This is a genomic window from Natribacillus halophilus (assembly GCF_900100185.1).
GTDB lineage: Bacteria > Bacillota > Bacilli > Bacillales > Marinococcaceae > Natribacillus > Natribacillus halophilus.
In genome coordinates this window covers 45,520-62,403 of sequence record NZ_FNEN01000010.1, presented here as the reverse complement: position 1 = coordinate 62,403, position 16,884 = coordinate 45,520, and the positions used below count along the sequence as shown (strand labels likewise).

The following is a 16,884-nucleotide window of genomic DNA, read 5'->3' as shown; positions in this document are numbered from 1 at the left end:
TTCTCCCCTTTTCGGTTCGATTCGATAGTCTAATGATGGTGGTGGTGAGAATCACTTTCTTGATTTTCTTCTATATACGACTCTTGTCTTTCGGTAACGTCTGTGTCCACATCAATATCCCAGGTAGGAACATCATCAGGTGCTTCCGAAGCGTGGGGATGGATTGGTTCATATCCTTGTCTTGCCCGTGCTTCCAGCGCGTATTCGGGATCGAGCGCGTGATCTACCCATTCCAAATGCGTGCCTGAAAAGGTGTATTCCTCCACATGCCCCGGCACCATGAATTGATCATAGGTTTCCTGGGTAAGTTGCGGGGCCTCTTCCTGAACGTCCGTCACCCATTCATTAAACTCGGTTTCATCGATGGCGTTGACATCAAAACGCATTTCCGCGAACCCTTCACCCGTAAAATTCGCGTTTCTACCGTAATAAGTGCCTTCTTCCCCAGCCTGTAGGTAAAGTTCCGTTTGCATGCCTGCCATATTATAGCGTTGCCCGCCCAGTTGCGGGACCCAGAAAGAGGCCATGGAATCCGCTGACGTCAGTCTAAATAGCACGGGTCTCTCAGCCGGTATATTTATGTAATTAACGGTCTCTATATCTTCTTCCGGATAGCTGAAAATCCACTTCCAGTTCGCCGAAGTTGCATGAATCACAAGCGGTTCTTCTTCTTCTGTATTCGCCTCCGGCACCTCTTCGATGTTAAAAATCGTGTACACGGTAGGAACCGAAAGTATCGTAACGATGATAATCGGAACGACTGTCCATACCACTTCGAGTTTGACACTTCCGTCAATGTCGGGGTCATAGCCGCGATGGCCTTCTCTCTCCCGATATTTGACAAGAAAGTACGTTAAGAGGATGAAGACAACGAGCACAATGATTAACATGAAAATGATGGAAAGAATAATCAAATCCCGTTGCTGTTCTCCCACGGTTCCCTGAGGATCGAGAACTCTCAGATTACAACCGCCAAGGAGCATAACCATACATAATCCGATCGTTATCCATAAGAAGCGCTTCAAATGATCACCAACCTCTCTTCAAATTCATGGCGTTTGTCTTATTCTAGCAAAATAAGTCAAAAAACGTAATAAAAAACATAATAAAAAACGAGCAATCAGGCACATCCCTCTCACTCGTTTGGACATCTTATTACCCGGAACGTCTGCGTCCTTGAGGGGCAGACCCTCGATCGCGGCGTCCGCCACGACGATTCTGATAATGACGGCCCTGTTTTTTACCGGCAGGTTTTCTTTTCTTTCGATGGACCATCGGCGGTTCTCCGGTAAGTTTTTTCGTCGTTTCCCTTTTACCCTTTTGCAGCATTGAAAGGGCGGCGGCGACGACCGTCACACTTTCGTGCTCTTGCAATAATCTTTCGGCCATGGGCTCCAGCCCGTGATGGCCTTCTTTTGCAATGATTTTGCTGAGCTCTTCAGCCGCGCGTTCCTGCCTGGCGCTCTCCGCTTCGCGGTCGCTCGGGACGTCAACGCGTTTTATTTTTCCATTCGTTGCTTTCTCGATCATCTCGATATGATCCATTTCGACGGGAGCGGCAAAAGTAATGGCTTTTCCCGACTGCCCGGCACGCCCGGTTCTCCCGATACGGTGAACGTAACTTTCCGAGTCCTGCGGCATATCGAAATTAAACACATGGGTCACACCGGTCACATCAATGCCGCGGGCGGCCACGTCTGTCGCGACGAGATACTTCACGGCCCCTTTTTTGAAACGATTCAACACATTCGTCCGCTGCGCCTGCTTCATATCGCCATGAATGCCGGCGGCTTCGTATCCTTGCTGTTCCAGCGCCTCAGACAGTTCATCCACCCGCCGTTTCGTCCGGCCGAAAATGATCGCGAGCTCCGGGGCCTCAAAATCAATCCAGCGACCGAGGGCCGATAACTTCTGCTTTTCCGGAACTTTTGTGACCAATTGTTCCGTATTGGACACCGTCATCGCTTTCGCTTTCACCGAAACGGTTTGCGGCTCCGTCATGAAACGATCGGCGACGGTTTTTAAACGATTCGGCATCGTCGCTGAAAATAACAGGGTTTGGCGCTGGTTCGGAATCTCTTCCAGAATCGTTTCAATATCTTCGATGAAACCCATGCTCAACATTTCATCAGCTTCATCAAGCACCACCGTACGAATCGATTGCGGACGAATCGTCCTGCGTCGGGTATGATCCATATAACGCCCGGGCGTTGCGACAATGATGGAGGGGCGCGATTTTAATTCCCGAATTTGCCGGCCCATGTCGGCTCCGCCGTACACAGCCACAGACTTAACATTTTTTGTATGTCCGAGTCTATTGATTTCTTCGGAAACCTGGACAGCCAATTCGCGGGTCGGTGTTAAAATAAGGGCTTGTACTTTCGGATCCTCGGGATCGACGTTTTCGATGATCGGCAGCCCAAAGGCTGCGGTCTTTCCGGTTCCGGTCTGGGCCTGGCCGATGACATCACGTCCCTCGCGGGCGACGGGCAGGATTTTCTCCTGTATGGCCGTGGCTTCTGTAAACCCCATCTGTTCGACACTTTTTAACAGATAGGGGGGTAAATCCAGTTCTGCAAACTTCATTCAACGGTTGCTCCTTTATTTCTCCTTTTGTTAAAGAAAACTTGGCTTATCGCCAAGCCTGGCAAAAGCCTTAGTTGCACTTATGCAGGATAAGAAAGTGGTTTATACTTTCTTACCTGCACATGAAAGGGGTATATTCCCATTGGAATATACCCCCTCTATTCCTGAGTATTCAACGCTGTTTACAGACCTACAACGTTAGCTGCTTGCGGTCCGCGATCGCCTTCGACGATTTCGAATTCTACATCCTGGCCGTCATCCAACGTTTTGAAACCTTCTTGTTGGATCGCAGAGAAATGTACGAATACATCGTCTCCGTCTTCACGCTCGATGAAACCGAATCCTTTTTCGGCGTTGAACCATTTTACCTTACCGGTCATGCTTATGGCCTCCTTTGAATAGGCAGTCCAAAAAGGTCCGTTCCTTCTTGAACCAAATTTTGCTAAAAATAATTGAAACGGGGTGAACCTTTTTGCGTCCTAAACTTAAAAGCAGAGGCCGAAAAAATTTGACACCGTACATTCAATCACTTTCGACATTTTGACTATATCACAGTGTAACGCGTTTGGCAAATATCATACGCAGTTTTTTTAGCAGATAAGAAACAATGTGGCTACGCTGCCGGTAGCCACCATCTACCATGAAAACAACTGATTTAGCGCAAAAAGTATAATCGTGACATATGTTGGTTATACTGATTGGTTTGCGCTGCTCCAATAATGGTTGTTTTCATACAAAAGTATAACTTTCTTATCATGCATAAGTGCAACTAAGGCTTTCGCCAGGCTTGGCGATAACCCAAGTTTTCTTTATAACGGGTTGGGCTGATAAAGTGACCGTGAAACACTGTCTATGTGTTCTTTTAACGGATCGGAAGATATTGTTTCATAATGAACGATATCGAAATAATAGGGCAAGGGCAGTTCTTCATTAAGCGTTATACGGAGTTGGCTGATCACGTGTTCAGTAACCTCCGGACCATATATAACGAGATCAACGTCTGACCCATTTTTATAATTCCCCATGGCACGGCTTCCAAAAATGGCTGCTTCCTTGATCTCTTTTCTTTGTTTCAGTTCCTTGATAATCATATTCCTGCTTTTCTCCGGCAGTCCGAATGTCATATTTGTTCACTCAGATCACGATAAACTTGGGTTAATGCGTCGTAATACTCATCTTTGATTTTGTCGATGAGGTTGTTGAAGCGGGCTTCATTATACGTATGCGCCATCAAATGTCTTTTTTCGAGCATGTCCATCCATGTTTCCCCATCTTTGATGAGACCGTAATAAAAAGCTGATTTTATCACTTCTCTTGGGTAACCAGCGGCTACGTCTTGTGCTTCCAAGTAATCCTTCACTGTTTTCCAGGCCAGCTCAAACGTGTACTCAAATCTCTGGATTAATCCTTCTTTTTCCAAAGTGCTGAGATTCTCCAAACGTGTCACGGCTTCGCTGAGTTGGTTGTAGGCCCGTTCAAAGTTTTCAAATCGCTGACGCCACCTGATATTTTTTTGGTTCATTTTACTGGGTGAGCCTCCCTTACCGGGATTTTTTCCTACATTTATTATAACCTTCAGTGGGTGAATAGCAAATTTTTTTGTTACACTGAGGGCAAGGGAGGGAAGCCAATGCCGCACGTCTATGGAAAACTGACCGACCGGCAAACCCGCTGCGTTCATTACGCGACCGCAAAAGATATTATCGCCATTAAGTTTCACTGTTGCGGAAAATATTACCCCTGTTATCAATGCCACCGGGAATGTGAAGATCATCCCATTTCCGTCTGGAAAAAAGACCAATTTGATGAACGCGCCCTATTATGTGGGGTGTGCGGGTATGAACACACGATCCGGGCATACTTCGGTACCGATCACTGCCTGCATTGCCACGCTCTTTTCAATGAAGGATGCAAATATCATTATCATCTTTATTTTGACACACAGGCTTAATCTTCATCTTCTACTTCAGTTTCCCCGCCGTCGAAGAACTCTATTTCCACTTCAAGCTCACTGTAATCTTCATCCAGTTCAAAAGCATCGATAGCGGCTTCCAACACTTCATCGTCGCTGGAATCCTCATCAATGTCCATCTCCGGGAGGATGCCGGAAAGTTCCTCTAAGGCCTCTTCACCTTCGAGTTCAATGTCTTCGCCATTCCGTTCGTCCTCGATTTCCGCTTCGGGGTTTCCGCCTTCATATTCGTACTCGGCTTCGTATTCCCCATCACCATATTCGGCTTCTAATTCGAACTCGTCATATGGTAGAGCTTCGTACCATTCATCATCTGCATCCGTGTCTTCGTCTTCATCTTCCTCCGTCTCATCATCAACATCCACTTCGTTTTCTTCTTCCACTTCAATATCATCGTTCGTATCTGCAGTTCCGTCTTCCTCCGGTGCTTCCTCACCATCTCCACACGCGGAGAGACTCGCCGCAAAAACGACGGATAATGTCATCATTCCAAACTTCTTCATGCATATAGCCTCCTTTATCCACCCCCTCTTTTCCCCAGCAAGCGATTAGGCAAACGTTATCCTTCGCTCACCACCGTAATCGTTCCCTCTTCGCTGTTAAGGTTCGCTACAGCTCCGATCGGGACCGCCGCTTTATATGTGCCGTGGCCGCTTGCCAGTCCTGTAATTAACGGCTTACCCATGGGTACAAAAAAATTTTCGATCAAGTCTTCATAATCCTGCCCATAGGCGATCTGGCAGTCACTGCATTCGCCGAGGATAATGCCCTCGCAATCCGCGAACTTCCCTGCTTGCTCAAGGTGTTGCATCCATCGATACACCGTATTGATCGGTTCATTCACTTCTTCCAAAAATAAAATAGACCCCGTGGTATCCGTTTCAAATGCCGTCCCCAACGTCCCCACAAAAGACGCCAGATTCCCGCCGACGATCGGTCCCGTCACATTTCCGGGCACCCGTCCATTGAGAGGCGGAAAATCAGGCGGGTTCACGATCTCATGGGTGATGTCCGCGGAAGAAACGACACTGAAAAACTGCTCGAAATTATATGCAGGGGTCGTGGCCCGAAAATCAATGAGCATTAAGCTGTGCAAACTAATAATATTTCCAAATTGATAGAGCGCGTTAAGAAGGACCGTAATATCACTGTAGCCACTGAGCCATTTCGGACGGGCATGTATCAGCGGATAATCCAAATAAGGCAGAATGCCCGCCACCCCTACCCCGCCACGCGTCGGCAGGATCATGTTTACATCATCGTTTTCGAACATCGCCATCAAATCTGCCGCCCGCTCCTCGTTACTTGCGGCTAAAAACCCATCCCAATCGTAGACATGATTGCCAAGCACAACATTTAAACCCATCGCTTCCAGATATTGTACACGCGCATCGATCGTTGCGGCTTCCAGCGGACTGCCTAACGTCACGATCCCTACCGTATCCCCTGCCTGCACGATCGGTGGCTGAACGGCCATTTTAGCTCCCCGCTTCCTATGTTTTTTCCATCACTATGCGAAATCGTTTTTGTTTAAAACTGATTTGTGAAAATGTACAATACAACTATAATCGTTTTTTTCTAGGAGACTTATTATGAAAAATATACAGGCAGACGCTGTACAGACAGCGTTGAATACGTTCAAGGGTCAACAAATATATGTCCATTTTGAGCTAACGAACGGCGCTTACGCCGCTTACCGACACGGCAAGTTTCAAGCCTCCGGCGGTTTCGTTCGTAACGCCCGTGTGAACGTCCTGCACGGAAAAATCAGCGGTGATGATCCTTTTCGCGTCGGTTTAAAAACCGAAGACGGCTGGATTTTCGCGGAAGGATTGACCGCATTTGAAGAAAAAGCGAATGAATCCTTGTATTTGTATGGGCTTGACGAACAAGGCAAACTGTCCGTCGCCCTGCAACTCAGTACAGTCCCTTTTGAAGAAGGAGTGGACACGACATGAATCAAGAACGCCACATTCTATTGCTTTTTCCCCACCCCGATGATGAAACATTTTCGGCCGCGGGAACGGTCATGATGCATAAAAAAAAGCACGGAACGAAAGTAACCGTTGCTTCATTAACGTTAGGTGAGATGGGTCGAAATTGGGGAAATCCCCCTGTCGCCAACCGGGAAACCTTACCGCTCGTTCGCCGTGAAGAAATGGCGAATGCCTCTGAAGTCATGGGAGTGGATGAGATCCGTCATCTTGGCTACCGGGATAAAACGCTGGAATTTGAAGAGCTCGATACCGTTGCCGCGCACTTAAAAGAAGTCATCATGGATGTCAATCCTTCGCTCGTCATTACGTTTTATCCGGGATTAAGCATCCATCCGGATCATGATGCCACCGGCGCAGCCGTGGTTGAGGCGATGAAACGCATTCCGGAAAATGAGCGGCCGAAATTGCACACGAAAGCGATTGACGCCCGCTCCGTCGAGGAAATCGGCGAGCCTGACATTGAATATGACATCGGCGATTGGATGGATCGAAAGCTCGAGGCGATCGCGGCCCACGAAAGTCAAATGCAGGAAGTGACCGCGATTACGAAACAGAAATTGGCCGAAGGCGATGAGGATACGGAAGCGTGGATTCGCTACGAGCAGTTTTGGATTTACGAGCTATAGAGAAGGCAAATGCCGCCCTGATCGATCAGGACGGCATTTTTTCTGCTCTTTCCAACGTGTTTATGATGCTTTCGTACACCGTATGCCAGTTGTTTTCATCATCGCGCAACATCTCTGTCATCGTCGCGATCGTTTCTTTCCATTTTTGCTCATAATCAGGGTCATCTTTTGCCGGTAACGCCTTAAAGAGTTCTTCCACTTTCGCCTGCATTTCCGGCGCACGCGGCCCCCACGTCGTCACTTCGTTCCCGTCCTGATCGATGAAAATAAAGATAGGAATCGAGCGCGACTTTCCATTCGTCAAGTATTGATCCATAAGCTCCAGGTTGCTGTCTCTCAGCAATAACGATACATCCATATTTGCCTGCTCCGCGATGTGAAATAAAATCGGCACATTCAGCATCGCGTCTCCGCACCAATCTTCCGTGAGTACGATCACGCGGTCATTTTTCTGTTTTAACGTCGTCAATCGTTCATCATCCGTGACGCTGAAGCGTTCGTAGATATAGTGGAGATTTTCCTTGTGCTTCGTCATCTGTTCCATGTACGTTCCCGGACTCATGCCTTTTGCAAACCATTCGTTCAAAGCCATTTTATCGTTCCTTTCTAGTTAAAAAATACAGGAATACGCCGTGATCCCAGCGTCACGCCGTGTAAGTCGACATCTGTTGTCATCGCCAGCATTTGCACGCCCCGGGTGGCCGCTTGTTGCAACGCGGCAGAAAATTTGGGATCGATGTGCGTCGCAGGACGAACGTTTTTAACATCCCCACGTTGGACGACAAATAACACCGCCGCTTCATGGGTTCCAGCCTCTTGAATATCCGCCAACTTTTGCACGTGCCTTGTGCCACGAGCGGTCACGGCATCAGGGAAATAAGCAACGCCGTCCTCGGCAAGGGTCACACTTTTCACTTCCAACAGCAGGGGGTGATGATCCTTTTCCAGCAAAAATCCCAACGCGCCCCCGCGAAGGTGTACTCCCGCTGAACATATCTGTAGGCCGAGAGAGGGCTCAATCTTCCTTCCTGCAATGCACGGGTGATCAAGCGGTTGGGCAGGGTTGTGTCCAATGACACGTAAACGCGCCCATCTTCGCTTTCACAAAGCACTGCCGACCACTTCGTCTTACGGTTCGGGTCGTCAACATAGCGCAGCCAAATCGGGCGGCCCGGGAGGAGCAATTCTTTTAAGCGCCCCGGATCAGGGAGATGAGCGGTGATGACTTCACCATCTTCTTTTTTTCCTCGGATGATAAAACGGTTGGGACGTTCAAGGAATGTGGCTTTATGCAGCTGGTCCGGATACGGCAAGAACATTAGTCCGTCAACACCAGCTTCGCACCGGAGCTCGCGAATATTTTACCGGGATTCATAATGCCTTTCGGATCCCAGGATTGCTTTAACCGTTTCATCATCTCCAGGCCCGTTTCCCCAAGTTCCTCTTCCATAAACGGCGCTTTCATCGTGCCGATGCCGTGCTCCCCGGATAACGTGCCCCCCCAATTCGATAGCAGCTGAAAAAATTTCGGCCACCGCTTTTTCCGCTCTCTCCATTTCATCGGGGTCTCGTTTATCCGCGAGAATATCAGGATGCAAATTGCCATCGCCGGCATGGCCGAAGACGACAAGATCCAGGTCATAGCGGTCACGAATGTCGTGTAATTTTTGCATCATCTCGGGGATTTTACTTCTGGGCACGGTAGCATCCTCGGATATTTTTGTCGGTTTGACTTGTGAGATCGCCGGGGACACCATTTTACGCGCGGTCCAGATTTGCGCGGCTTCCTGCTCGTTTGCGGCAATTTTGGTTTCTCTTGCGCCCACGCTTTTTACGATATTGGCGACTTGTTCGGCTTCATCAGCAAGCGCGTCGGCATGGCCGTCCAGCTCGATCAAAATGACCGCTTTCGCGTCGACCGGAAGTCCGGATGGCTGGTAATTTTCGACCGCGACCATGCACCCTTCGTCGATTAATTCCATTTTTGACGGGAATATACCGGACGTCAGCGTTTTCGAGATCGCGGCTCCCGCATCTACGATGTCATCAAACACCGCCATCATCGTTTTCGTCGCCTGCGGAATCGGCATAAGTTTGAGGGTGGCTTCGGTGATCACCCCTAGCGTTCCCTCGGAACCAACGATCAATTTCGTTACATCAAAAGGCTCTTCTTCCGATGTCCGATAGCCGGTTTGAATGATTTCTCCCTGGGCAGTGACGACTTCCAGGCCGAGGACGAAATTTTTCGTCACCCCGTATTTCAGGCCTTTCGGTCCGCCCGAATTTTCGGCTAAATTGCCGCCGATCGTGGAGACATGGGCGCTGCTCGGATCAGGGGCGTATAGCAACCCGTGAGGTTCGCCAGCTGCATTAATATCCGCAGTAAGAACACCGGGCGAAACCGTTACTGTCTTGTTTTCCGGATCGACATCCAATGTCTGCGACCATAAGGCAAAATCAAGCACAATCCCGCCGTGAACGGGAAGCGGCCCGCCACTCAGGGACGTGCTCTGACCCCTCGGTGTGATGGGAACTTCATGGTGATCAGCTACTTTTACGACTTCGACAACTTCTTCCCGCGACATCACCTGCACAACCGCTTCCGGTAAATACTCGCCAAAAGACGCATCAAAACTATAACTGAACCGGTCGGGCAACGACGTGAGCAGACGGTTGTCCGGGATGACATGTTGTAAGGCTTCCACCCATTTTGGCGTCACGTTAAGGCCCCCTCTCATCTATTTTCATTATAACCTATCGTTGCAGCTTTTGATATGATGCCGGCTTGCGTGTGGGTCGCGTGGAATCTGGCGGATTTTGCGTAGAATCTTTCGGTTTCGGGGGAGATTCTGGCGGTTTTCGATGATATTCTGGCGCTTTGAGCGTGGAATCTGGCGCTTTTTATTTCGCGTTTGATTTTTTCAAATAATTTTTCCATGATATCGTCCGTTGACGCATTATCAGGCATCTTTTTTATCATCTCGATGACTTCTTCCTTAGTTGACAAGTTTCCATCCCCTTTCGTTTTAACTCTTCACTAATCATTATACATCATTTGCGCCATCATGGAGAAAACCACCCATTTCTGAGATTCTAAATCCGTGAAAATGGGTAATATAGAAGTAAAAGGGAGTGATACCCGTGAAGGCGGTCGGGATTGAACAATTCGGCGGACGGGAGCAATTGCGGCTACTGGAGATCACGGAACCTGAACTGGGGAGACGCGACGTTCTCGTAGAAATGTATGCGACGTCTGTTAATCCGATTGATTTTAAAATTAGAGAAGGCAAAAGACAAAACCTCGACTTCCCGGTCATCCCCGGCAGTGATATTGCCGGCATCGTGATTGGCAAGGGACCTGAAGTGACCCGTTTTTCCGTCGGGGATCGTGTTTTTGCCACGCCAAAGCAAATACCGGGGGCTACTTACGCAGAAGCTGTTGCCATCGATGAAACTCTCCTTACCCGCCTCCCTTTACAAGCCAGCTTTCAGGAGGCAGCGGCCACCCCTTTAGCCGCACTCACAGCCTGGCAAAACCTAAACGAACGCATCCGTATCAAAAAGGGCGATCACTTGCTCATCGTCGGAGGCGGAGGCGGAGTCGGCACCTTCGCCATTCAAATCGGCAAACATTTGGGAGCGACCGTCACCGCGATCGGTGGCTCAGACAGCCAATCGCTCATGAAAAAACTCGGGGCCGATCACGTGCTCAATTACAGGAAAAAATCCATGCTCGACCGTATCGATGCTGCCGATGCCGTGTTTGATTGTGTCGGCGGCGAACAGCAGAGTCAATTCTTCGATATTATAAAAAAAGATGGCTGTCTCGTCTCTATTGCAAGACAGCCCGATAAACAGGCGGCCGAACGCGCAGGAATCACCGCCGTATTTACCTCCATTTCAACATCCGGTCGCTTGATGAAAGAAATACGCGAACTCATAGAGAGCAACGCCATCCGTCCAGTGATCACAAAAGTCTACCCTTTCACCTTGGAAGGCGTAAAAGAAGCCCATGAACAAATCGAGAGCGGCCATACGAAAGGGAAACTCGTGATCAAAATTAAAGAACAGCCTTAATCCCGGTGCAAAGACTTGCACCGGGGTTTTTTTAAATAAACAATAACCCGATAGAAATCGGTATAAGTGACCAGAAAAGAATCACAAGACAAAAACCCATAATATCACGAACCTTTAATCCTGCGATGGCTAATAACGGGAGCGTCCAAAAAGGTTGGATCATATTAGTCCAAGCGTCCCCCCAAGCTACAGCCATAGCGGTACGTGCGGGATTCACACCGATTTCGAGAGCAGCGGGAATCATAATCGAACCTTGAACCGCCCACTGCCCTCCGCCGGATGGGACGAAAAAATTCACAATGCCCGCACTTAAAAACGCAAATAGCGGATAAGTAACTTCCGTAGATATATTTATGAAGAATAGTGATAACTGTTCAGATAATCCAGATTCCACCATCATACCCATAATACCGGCATAGAAAGGAAATTGGATAATAATCCCTCCCGCGTTTTTAACGGCATCACTCACCACTCGTAAATAACGTCTCGGCGTCCGATGAAGGAGAATCCCAAGAAATAAGAAGGTAAAATTTACGATATTCAGATTAAGATCCAACCCCTGCGTAGCAAAAAAATAGACGACATAACCGAGTCCGAGAAAACCAATGACCATTGAGATCAATTGACTATTTTCTAAACGATCGGCAGGTGTTTGATGTGGGGTCGATTCATCTTCCCGTGATGCTGCTTCTTCCAAAAATGAAGGATCGATTTTATTCGTTTGATCCGTTCCTCGCAGTAGCAGCAAATTAACCAAAGGTAAACTGATTAGAAAAGCCACGACTATAAATATATTATACGAAGAAAAGATGGTTTCCGTAATAGGAATTGTCCCTAGCATATCTTCCAGAAAGTGACCAGGTGTATTGATTGTGAGAGGAACAGAGCCGGATAACCCTCCATGCCAGACGATAAAGCCACTATAGGCAGATGCAATCAACAGACGAAAATCAACGGTTGGCACGTTACGAACAACATGGCGGGCAAATAATGCTCCGAGAACAAGACCGAAACCATAGTTAATGAGACACGCAATGGTCGCGACAACAGTAACAAGCACAATGGCTTGCGCCGGGGTGTGAGCAAATAATGCCAATCGCGAAAGAATAGATTTTACAATCGGGGTGTTTGCCAAAATATATCCTGTTACAACAATAAGTGCCATTTGCATTGAAAAGTCCAATAGATCCCAAAAACCATCACCCCAATGTTGCATCATAGCAAGCGGTGTATTATCAGCCATAAAAATGCCACCGATAAAAACAACTAAAGTCAAAATAATCGCAAACAAAAAGGCATCTGGCAGATAACGTTGCACCATACGATCAAAAAATTGTGTGATAGAAACAAACATTACGAGCTCCCCTTTAATAATAGAAGGTATAAGTATATTATTAATATACATAATGATCAAAATATTTTCAAGTGACTTTCATACATTCTAAAGAGAATCAAAATTGTTGTGTACGGAGTGGTAATTGGCTAAGCATTTTAGCCAAATACCATCATAACCACAACAATTACAAGCAAAACGATATACGCTTTCGAAAACAGGGGGTCGGGCAATGTTTGCGCAATCCTTCTACCTGCACATTCCCTTTTCTCGCATGATTAAGCGTTGAATTGAAAGAATTGATAATCATCACGGCGAGTGACGTTCCAATCGCCGTATGCATCACATAATCAGCAGGAATCGTGTCAGGCAAGAAGGCGTAAAGAATCGGTACGACGATAAAACCACCGCCGAACCCGAATAAACTGGATGTCATACCGATAAGAACGCCGATGAGAGAAAAAAAAATGATCGCAATCATTACGGCATTACCTCCGCACCAACCGCGTCACGCTCTCTACCTGTGTTGTTAAAGGAAAGGGAAAGCGGCTCACTCCTTTCTTTTTCTACGGGCTTTTTTTGATCATCTGCAAGTCTTTTTCCATCCATAATTTTACGTTCACCTGTCTTAAATATAAATGTGATTTGGTTAGGTTTTTGTTTAGTAGGATCACCCATAATCACTTTTTCTGTGATGCTTTCAAATACATGACGGTCAAACTCAGGTAAGATATCATTTTCCGTCAGCACTTCTTGAAACTTCTTAATCCGTGCTTCTACGGAATTTGTTTGTTGAATTGATCGTTCCAGTTTTTCTTTTTCTTCACGTAATCGAGCTTCGGTTGTTTGCAGTTCATTTCGTTTATGATCATAAGAAATTTTATCGATCTCTTCTTCCATTAATAAATCAAGTAACTTTCGACTTTTTTGTTCTATATGATTAATCTCTTTTGAGAGTTTATCTAGTCTTTTTTGCTGCTTTTTATCCATTAGCAAAGATTCCATTGTATGAAGCAATTCATTCAATACTTCCTTATGGTTTCGACAAAGCTTCCGATATGATTGCACAAAAGCTTCCTCAAGAACTGCTTCTCCTGCGGCTTTACTATGAAGGCAATATTTCTTTCCTTTTTTAGTTTTAGTAACGCATTCCCACACTGTTTTCTTATGTGTAGTCTCTGCATGCCACGAACGCCGACTATAAATGTTTCCACAATGTGCGCATTCCAACAAGCTGCTAAATGTATATAACCTACTATACTTTCCACCGGTTTTTCCATGTTTTCTTTTCCCTTTCAATTTCGCTTTGCTTCTTCTGTTTAAAAAATCTTGTGCCTTATCAAACACTTCTCTACTTATAATTGGTTCATGATGATTCTTAACGTAATACTGGTTGACCTCACCAAAATTTGCAAGTCTTCTCTTAGATATGGGATCAACCGTAAATGATTTCCCTTGCAATAAATCTCCTTTATATTTTTCATTTTTTAGGATGAAAAGAACAGTCGAATCTCTCCAAATTTCACTTCCTTTTTTGGTTTTAAGTCCAGCTTGCATAAGCTCCCTTGTAATAACTCCGGTTCCTATTCCCTCAATATAACGTCTAAAAATGTAGCGTACTATTTGAGCTTCTGCTTTATTAATGCAAATCTCTTTGGTTTGTGGATCATAATCATAACCAAGACAGCTTTGAAAACCAACCATAGTACCTCGCTGCATTTTCATTTGCAGTCCCTTTTTCACATTGGCAGAAATATTTTCTACTTCCTGTTGTGCGACTGAACTTAAAATGGTGAGCAAAAGTTCTCCATCCATTGTCATTGTATTAATGTTCTCATCTTCAAACAAAACCGCAATATTTTTCTCTTTTAATTGACGAACATGCTTTAAAGTATCCAATGTATTTCGGGCAAACCTTGATATCGACTTCGTTATGATCATATCAATCTTTCCATCTATACAATCATTAATAAGCCGCTGAAAATCTTCTCGTTTCACCGTTTGTGTTCCAGTAATTGCTTCATCAGCATAAATATCTACTAATGTCCAATCACTACGTTGATCCACCATGTCTGTGTAATGCTGTACTTGGGATTGATAACTGCTGAGCTGTTCTTCAGTATCTGTGCTTACACGCGCATAAGGAGCTACTTTCAAAGTGTCGGAAAGATCGGAATTGGTCCGATTAGTTAATTTTCGATTGGCTTTTATGACTTCAACTTCGTAATTTTCCATGCTTAAAAACTCCTTTCATCTTATTCTCACTTACAAGTATAATAAGATTGGAGTTGATTCACCATTGTGCGAATTAAAAATTCACCTCTGATATTATTCCGTATTTTTCCATTAAATGGTTTTTTACTAAAATAAATTCTTTTTCTGTAATCAGGGACAATGCGAGCAACTGTTTTAACATGGCAATTTTCATACTATACTTCAATAATGTTTTATCCATAGTTACCTCCTGAAAATTTACCAAAGCAAATTTTTAACTTGAAGGTTTTACTATAACAATATCCCTTCCAGCGGCCAGTGGTTAAAGATTGGCCCATAGGATTTTCACCTCTCCCAGGATCGCTGCGAGCCGTCCCCATTGCGTGAATCACCATCATAAGGTAAAGCTGTGGCTGAACGGAAGTATCATTATCCCTCCACATGGATCATCGCCCTAAGTGGAACCACCACTTAATTTATGCTATAGATGACATTGCTCTCATTTCACATGATGGTCTTGGCGCATCTGCAAACTGGCTTCTCATGCGGGGAGCGTACCGGAATGGATCTATTTAATTTTCAAAGACCAAAGGGTAGAAGAACAAGTCCCACCGTGACATTTCCTGACAATAATTGGTATCATTTCACAAAAAACTTGAGCTGTTTGAATTTGGTAATATCAGTATTCAAACTGTTCCATTGACAATAGACACTGAAAAAAATCTATACACTCGTAGACCTTTGTCGAGGATGAAGTGTTAATTTCCGTTATTTCTATTTTACCGTACAAACGCCATTTGTTTTAAGCTTTTTGCGAAATAATGTTTTTCACTCAACGGAAATACGATTCCCACCCTATAGGAAATCCCATTTCAGCCAGGATCTCCTAAAAATTTACCGTACAAAACCTTGCTGATTTACGATCAACTCCAATATTTCATCAACCACACTACCTATTTTAAAAATCAGACGGCTGTTGGTAAAGCTCCACGGGAATTTCACCCCTGCAAGTATTTCTTCCAGCCCTACTCATTGCTTTGCGACGCTTCTAACGCTCAAACTATGACTATAGGGGAGTATCATTATCCATACTGATGGGTCATCGCCAGTAATCCACCACGATTACATTAGATTTCTTGATAATCGCTCGTTTCCAAAGAAAGTCATGGCGCAAGAATCATGTAGCTCAACATCAGCAGAACGTATCTGATTTTTCTAATTATAAGGCATGGCGTTATCTTCCATGCTCGTTTGTCAAGGATCAAATGATTATAACGAAAGGGGAATACTAATCATTCTCTGCTTAAATCTCAAAAGCCAAAACAGACTGCATAAGTTTGGATCGTAAGCGATCATGTGTATCTTTATCCATGCCCCAATAGGTGTTTCCTTGCTCATCCTGAAGTTTTCGCATGGACAGGCTGGCCATATAGCTTTCATAATGCTGGATAACGACTTTCATGGCTTCGGCTTCACCCTTATTTGCAGCTAAAATAACCGGAAACGGCAACAAACCACGCTCATTGTTCTCGGTATTAATCAACCCATTCATCTGCATGTTCCTCCAAAAATCGTTTTAACCGTTCTAATGCGCTTGTCCGCCTATACTGCACGGTACTGCGTGGAACATCGAGCAGTTGACTGATCTCTATATCTGATTGATGAAAGAAATAGGATAAGAGGACAGCGATACGCTTTTCTTTTGGCAACGTGTGCATGGCTTGAGCCACTAACCTTGACGTCATTCTTTTCCCGGCCACTTGAAAATCTCGTTCGTCTTCTTCATGTTTGTCTAAGGTATAGAGCTGATTTTCTTCTTGGGGTGTTAAACCGGAAAAAGTCATTTCCTTGGCTTGTTGTCGCCGTCTCTCGTGGTAAATGTTGGTTGCTTCATTCTTTAACACACGTTTACAAAAGGCGTTAAACGCACAGCGTATTTGCCATTCGGTACGACTTGGTTTGATCATGCATGTCATCTCCCTTCGCAATGGCTGCAAAGGTGGGCGATGATTTCCCCTTTCATATCCTTCAACAAATGTTTTTAGAAATTGCCAAAGATTTGATGAAATTTTTTTGAGA

At 45.6% G+C, this 16,884-nt stretch carries 22 protein-coding genes and 1 pseudogene; 4 read left to right on the top strand and 19 right to left on the bottom strand.

The features are described 5' to 3' along the window. Positions 1–29: 29 nt before the first annotated feature. From qoxA to BLS58_RS11745, 5 genes are all read right to left on the bottom strand, one after another. Positions 30–989, bottom strand: coding sequence for a cytochrome aa3 quinol oxidase subunit II (gene qoxA, locus BLS58_RS11765; protein WP_090399038.1), 960 nt, complete (start codon positions 987–989; stop codon positions 30–32). Between the two features lie 166 nt (positions 990–1,155). Next, entirely contained in the window at positions 1,156–2,586 is a 1,431-nt protein-coding gene (locus BLS58_RS11760) for a DEAD/DEAH box helicase (protein ID WP_090398995.1), read from the bottom strand. Positions 2,587–2,768: 182 nt separating this feature from the next. Further along, positions 2,769–2,966: a cold shock domain-containing protein gene (locus tag BLS58_RS11755; protein ID WP_090398994.1), complete on the bottom strand. Its 198-nt coding sequence runs from the start codon at positions 2,964–2,966 to the stop codon at positions 2,769–2,771. A 429-nt stretch (positions 2,967–3,395) separates the two neighbouring features. Then, positions 3,396–3,710, bottom strand: coding sequence for a nucleotidyltransferase domain-containing protein (locus BLS58_RS11750; RefSeq protein ID WP_090398993.1), 315 nt, complete (start codon positions 3,708–3,710; stop codon positions 3,396–3,398). Further along, complete coding sequence (locus BLS58_RS11745) at positions 3,707–4,108, bottom strand: nucleotidyltransferase substrate binding protein (RefSeq protein WP_090398992.1); 402 nt, start codon at positions 4,106–4,108, stop codon at positions 3,707–3,709. Before BLS58_RS11745 ends, BLS58_RS11750 begins: the two co-directional genes overlap by 4 nt. Before the next feature lie 108 nt (positions 4,109–4,216). Here BLS58_RS11745 and BLS58_RS11740 point away from each other — a divergent pair, with 108 nt between their 5' ends. After that, on the top strand, positions 4,217–4,537 hold the full coding sequence (locus BLS58_RS11740) for a CHY zinc finger protein (protein WP_090398991.1): 321 nt from the start codon (positions 4,217–4,219) through the stop codon (positions 4,535–4,537). Here the strand turns inward: BLS58_RS11740 and BLS58_RS11735 are convergent. After that, positions 4,534–5,061 (bottom strand): YusW family protein, encoded by a 528-nt coding sequence (locus tag BLS58_RS11735; protein WP_090398990.1) that lies wholly within the window; start codon positions 5,059–5,061, stop codon positions 4,534–4,536. The two genes, BLS58_RS11740 and BLS58_RS11735, sit on opposite strands and share 4 nt — an antisense overlap. Positions 5,062–5,117: 56 nt before the next feature. Next, positions 5,118–6,035 carry a S66 peptidase family protein gene (locus BLS58_RS11730; RefSeq protein ID WP_090398989.1) on the bottom strand — a complete coding sequence of 306 codons (918 nt, stop codon included), beginning with the start codon at positions 6,033–6,035 and terminating at the stop codon, positions 5,118–5,120. A gap of 115 nt (positions 6,036–6,150) precedes the next feature. Between BLS58_RS11730 and BLS58_RS11725 the strand changes: the two genes are divergently transcribed. Continuing rightward, complete coding sequence (locus BLS58_RS11725) at positions 6,151–6,516, top strand: DUF1806 family protein (RefSeq protein ID WP_090398988.1); 366 nt, start codon at positions 6,151–6,153, stop codon at positions 6,514–6,516. Next, the gene (bshB2, locus tag BLS58_RS11720; RefSeq protein ID WP_090398987.1) at positions 6,513–7,181 is read left to right on the top strand and encodes a bacillithiol biosynthesis deacetylase BshB2; all 669 of its coding nucleotides are present in this window, start codon (positions 6,513–6,515) and stop codon (positions 7,179–7,181) included. Before BLS58_RS11725 ends, bshB2 begins: the two co-directional genes overlap by 4 nt. Positions 7,182–7,206: 25 nt before the next feature. On the opposite strand, the gene BLS58_RS11715 is transcribed toward bshB2, so the two are convergent. From BLS58_RS11715 to BLS58_RS11700, 6 genes and pseudogenes are all read right to left on the bottom strand, one after another. Next, positions 7,207–7,773, bottom strand: coding sequence for a thioredoxin family protein (locus tag BLS58_RS11715; protein WP_090398986.1), 567 nt, complete (start codon positions 7,771–7,773; stop codon positions 7,207–7,209). 14 nt (positions 7,774–7,787) lie between these two features. Next, positions 7,788–8,132, bottom strand: coding sequence for a DNA/RNA nuclease SfsA (locus BLS58_RS18025; protein ID WP_245723158.1), 345 nt, complete (start codon positions 8,130–8,132; stop codon positions 7,788–7,790). Further along, a complete protein-coding gene (locus BLS58_RS18020; protein ID WP_245723157.1) occupies positions 8,093–8,500 on the bottom strand; it encodes a PDDEXK family nuclease in 408 nt (135 codons plus the stop codon). The genes BLS58_RS18025 and BLS58_RS18020 overlap by 40 nt, the downstream gene beginning before the upstream one ends. Beyond that, positions 8,500–8,742 (bottom strand): FAD-linked oxidase C-terminal domain-containing protein, encoded by a 243-nt coding sequence (locus tag BLS58_RS18415; protein WP_425433692.1) that lies wholly within the window; start codon positions 8,740–8,742, stop codon positions 8,500–8,502. The genes BLS58_RS18020 and BLS58_RS18415 overlap by 1 nt, the downstream gene beginning before the upstream one ends. 73 nt (positions 8,743–8,815) lie before the next feature. Next, a pseudogene (locus BLS58_RS11705) lies at positions 8,816–9,766 on the bottom strand (FAD-binding oxidoreductase); the annotation flags it as partial. A 149-nt stretch (positions 9,767–9,915) separates the two neighbouring features. Then, positions 9,916–10,188: a hypothetical protein gene (locus BLS58_RS11700; RefSeq protein ID WP_090398985.1), complete on the bottom strand. Its 273-nt coding sequence runs from the start codon at positions 10,186–10,188 to the stop codon at positions 9,916–9,918. Positions 10,189–10,322: 134 nt separating this feature from the next. Here BLS58_RS11700 and BLS58_RS11695 point away from each other — a divergent pair, with 134 nt between their 5' ends. Next, on the top strand, positions 10,323–11,258 hold the full coding sequence (locus tag BLS58_RS11695; RefSeq protein WP_090398984.1) for an NADP-dependent oxidoreductase: 936 nt from the start codon (positions 10,323–10,325) through the stop codon (positions 11,256–11,258). A gap of 31 nt (positions 11,259–11,289) precedes the next feature. On the opposite strand, the gene BLS58_RS11690 is transcribed toward BLS58_RS11695, so the two are convergent. From BLS58_RS11690 to BLS58_RS11660, 6 genes are all read right to left on the bottom strand, one after another. After that, entirely contained in the window at positions 11,290–12,612 is a 1,323-nt protein-coding gene (locus BLS58_RS11690; protein WP_090398983.1) for a short-chain fatty acid transporter, read from the bottom strand. A 166-nt stretch (positions 12,613–12,778) separates the two neighbouring features. Beyond that, on the bottom strand, positions 12,779–13,072 hold the full coding sequence (locus BLS58_RS11685) for a sulfite exporter TauE/SafE family protein (protein ID WP_090398982.1): 294 nt from the start codon (positions 13,070–13,072) through the stop codon (positions 12,779–12,781). Beyond that, positions 13,072–14,826 (bottom strand): recombinase family protein, encoded by a 1,755-nt coding sequence (locus BLS58_RS11680; protein WP_090398981.1) that lies wholly within the window; start codon positions 14,824–14,826, stop codon positions 13,072–13,074. Before BLS58_RS11680 ends, BLS58_RS11685 begins: the two co-directional genes overlap by 1 nt. 73 nt (positions 14,827–14,899) lie before the next feature. Further along, entirely contained in the window at positions 14,900–15,046 is a 147-nt protein-coding gene (locus tag BLS58_RS11675) for an SHOCT domain-containing protein (RefSeq protein ID WP_090398980.1), read from the bottom strand. Between the two features lie 1,062 nt (positions 15,047–16,108). Further along, a complete protein-coding gene (locus tag BLS58_RS11665; protein ID WP_090398978.1) occupies positions 16,109–16,357 on the bottom strand; it encodes a helix-turn-helix domain-containing protein in 249 nt (82 codons plus the stop codon). Beyond that, a complete protein-coding gene (locus BLS58_RS11660) occupies positions 16,341–16,772 on the bottom strand; it encodes an RNA polymerase sigma factor (protein WP_090398977.1) in 432 nt (143 codons plus the stop codon). The genes BLS58_RS11665 and BLS58_RS11660 overlap by 17 nt, the downstream gene beginning before the upstream one ends. Positions 16,773–16,884: the final 112 nt, after the last annotated feature.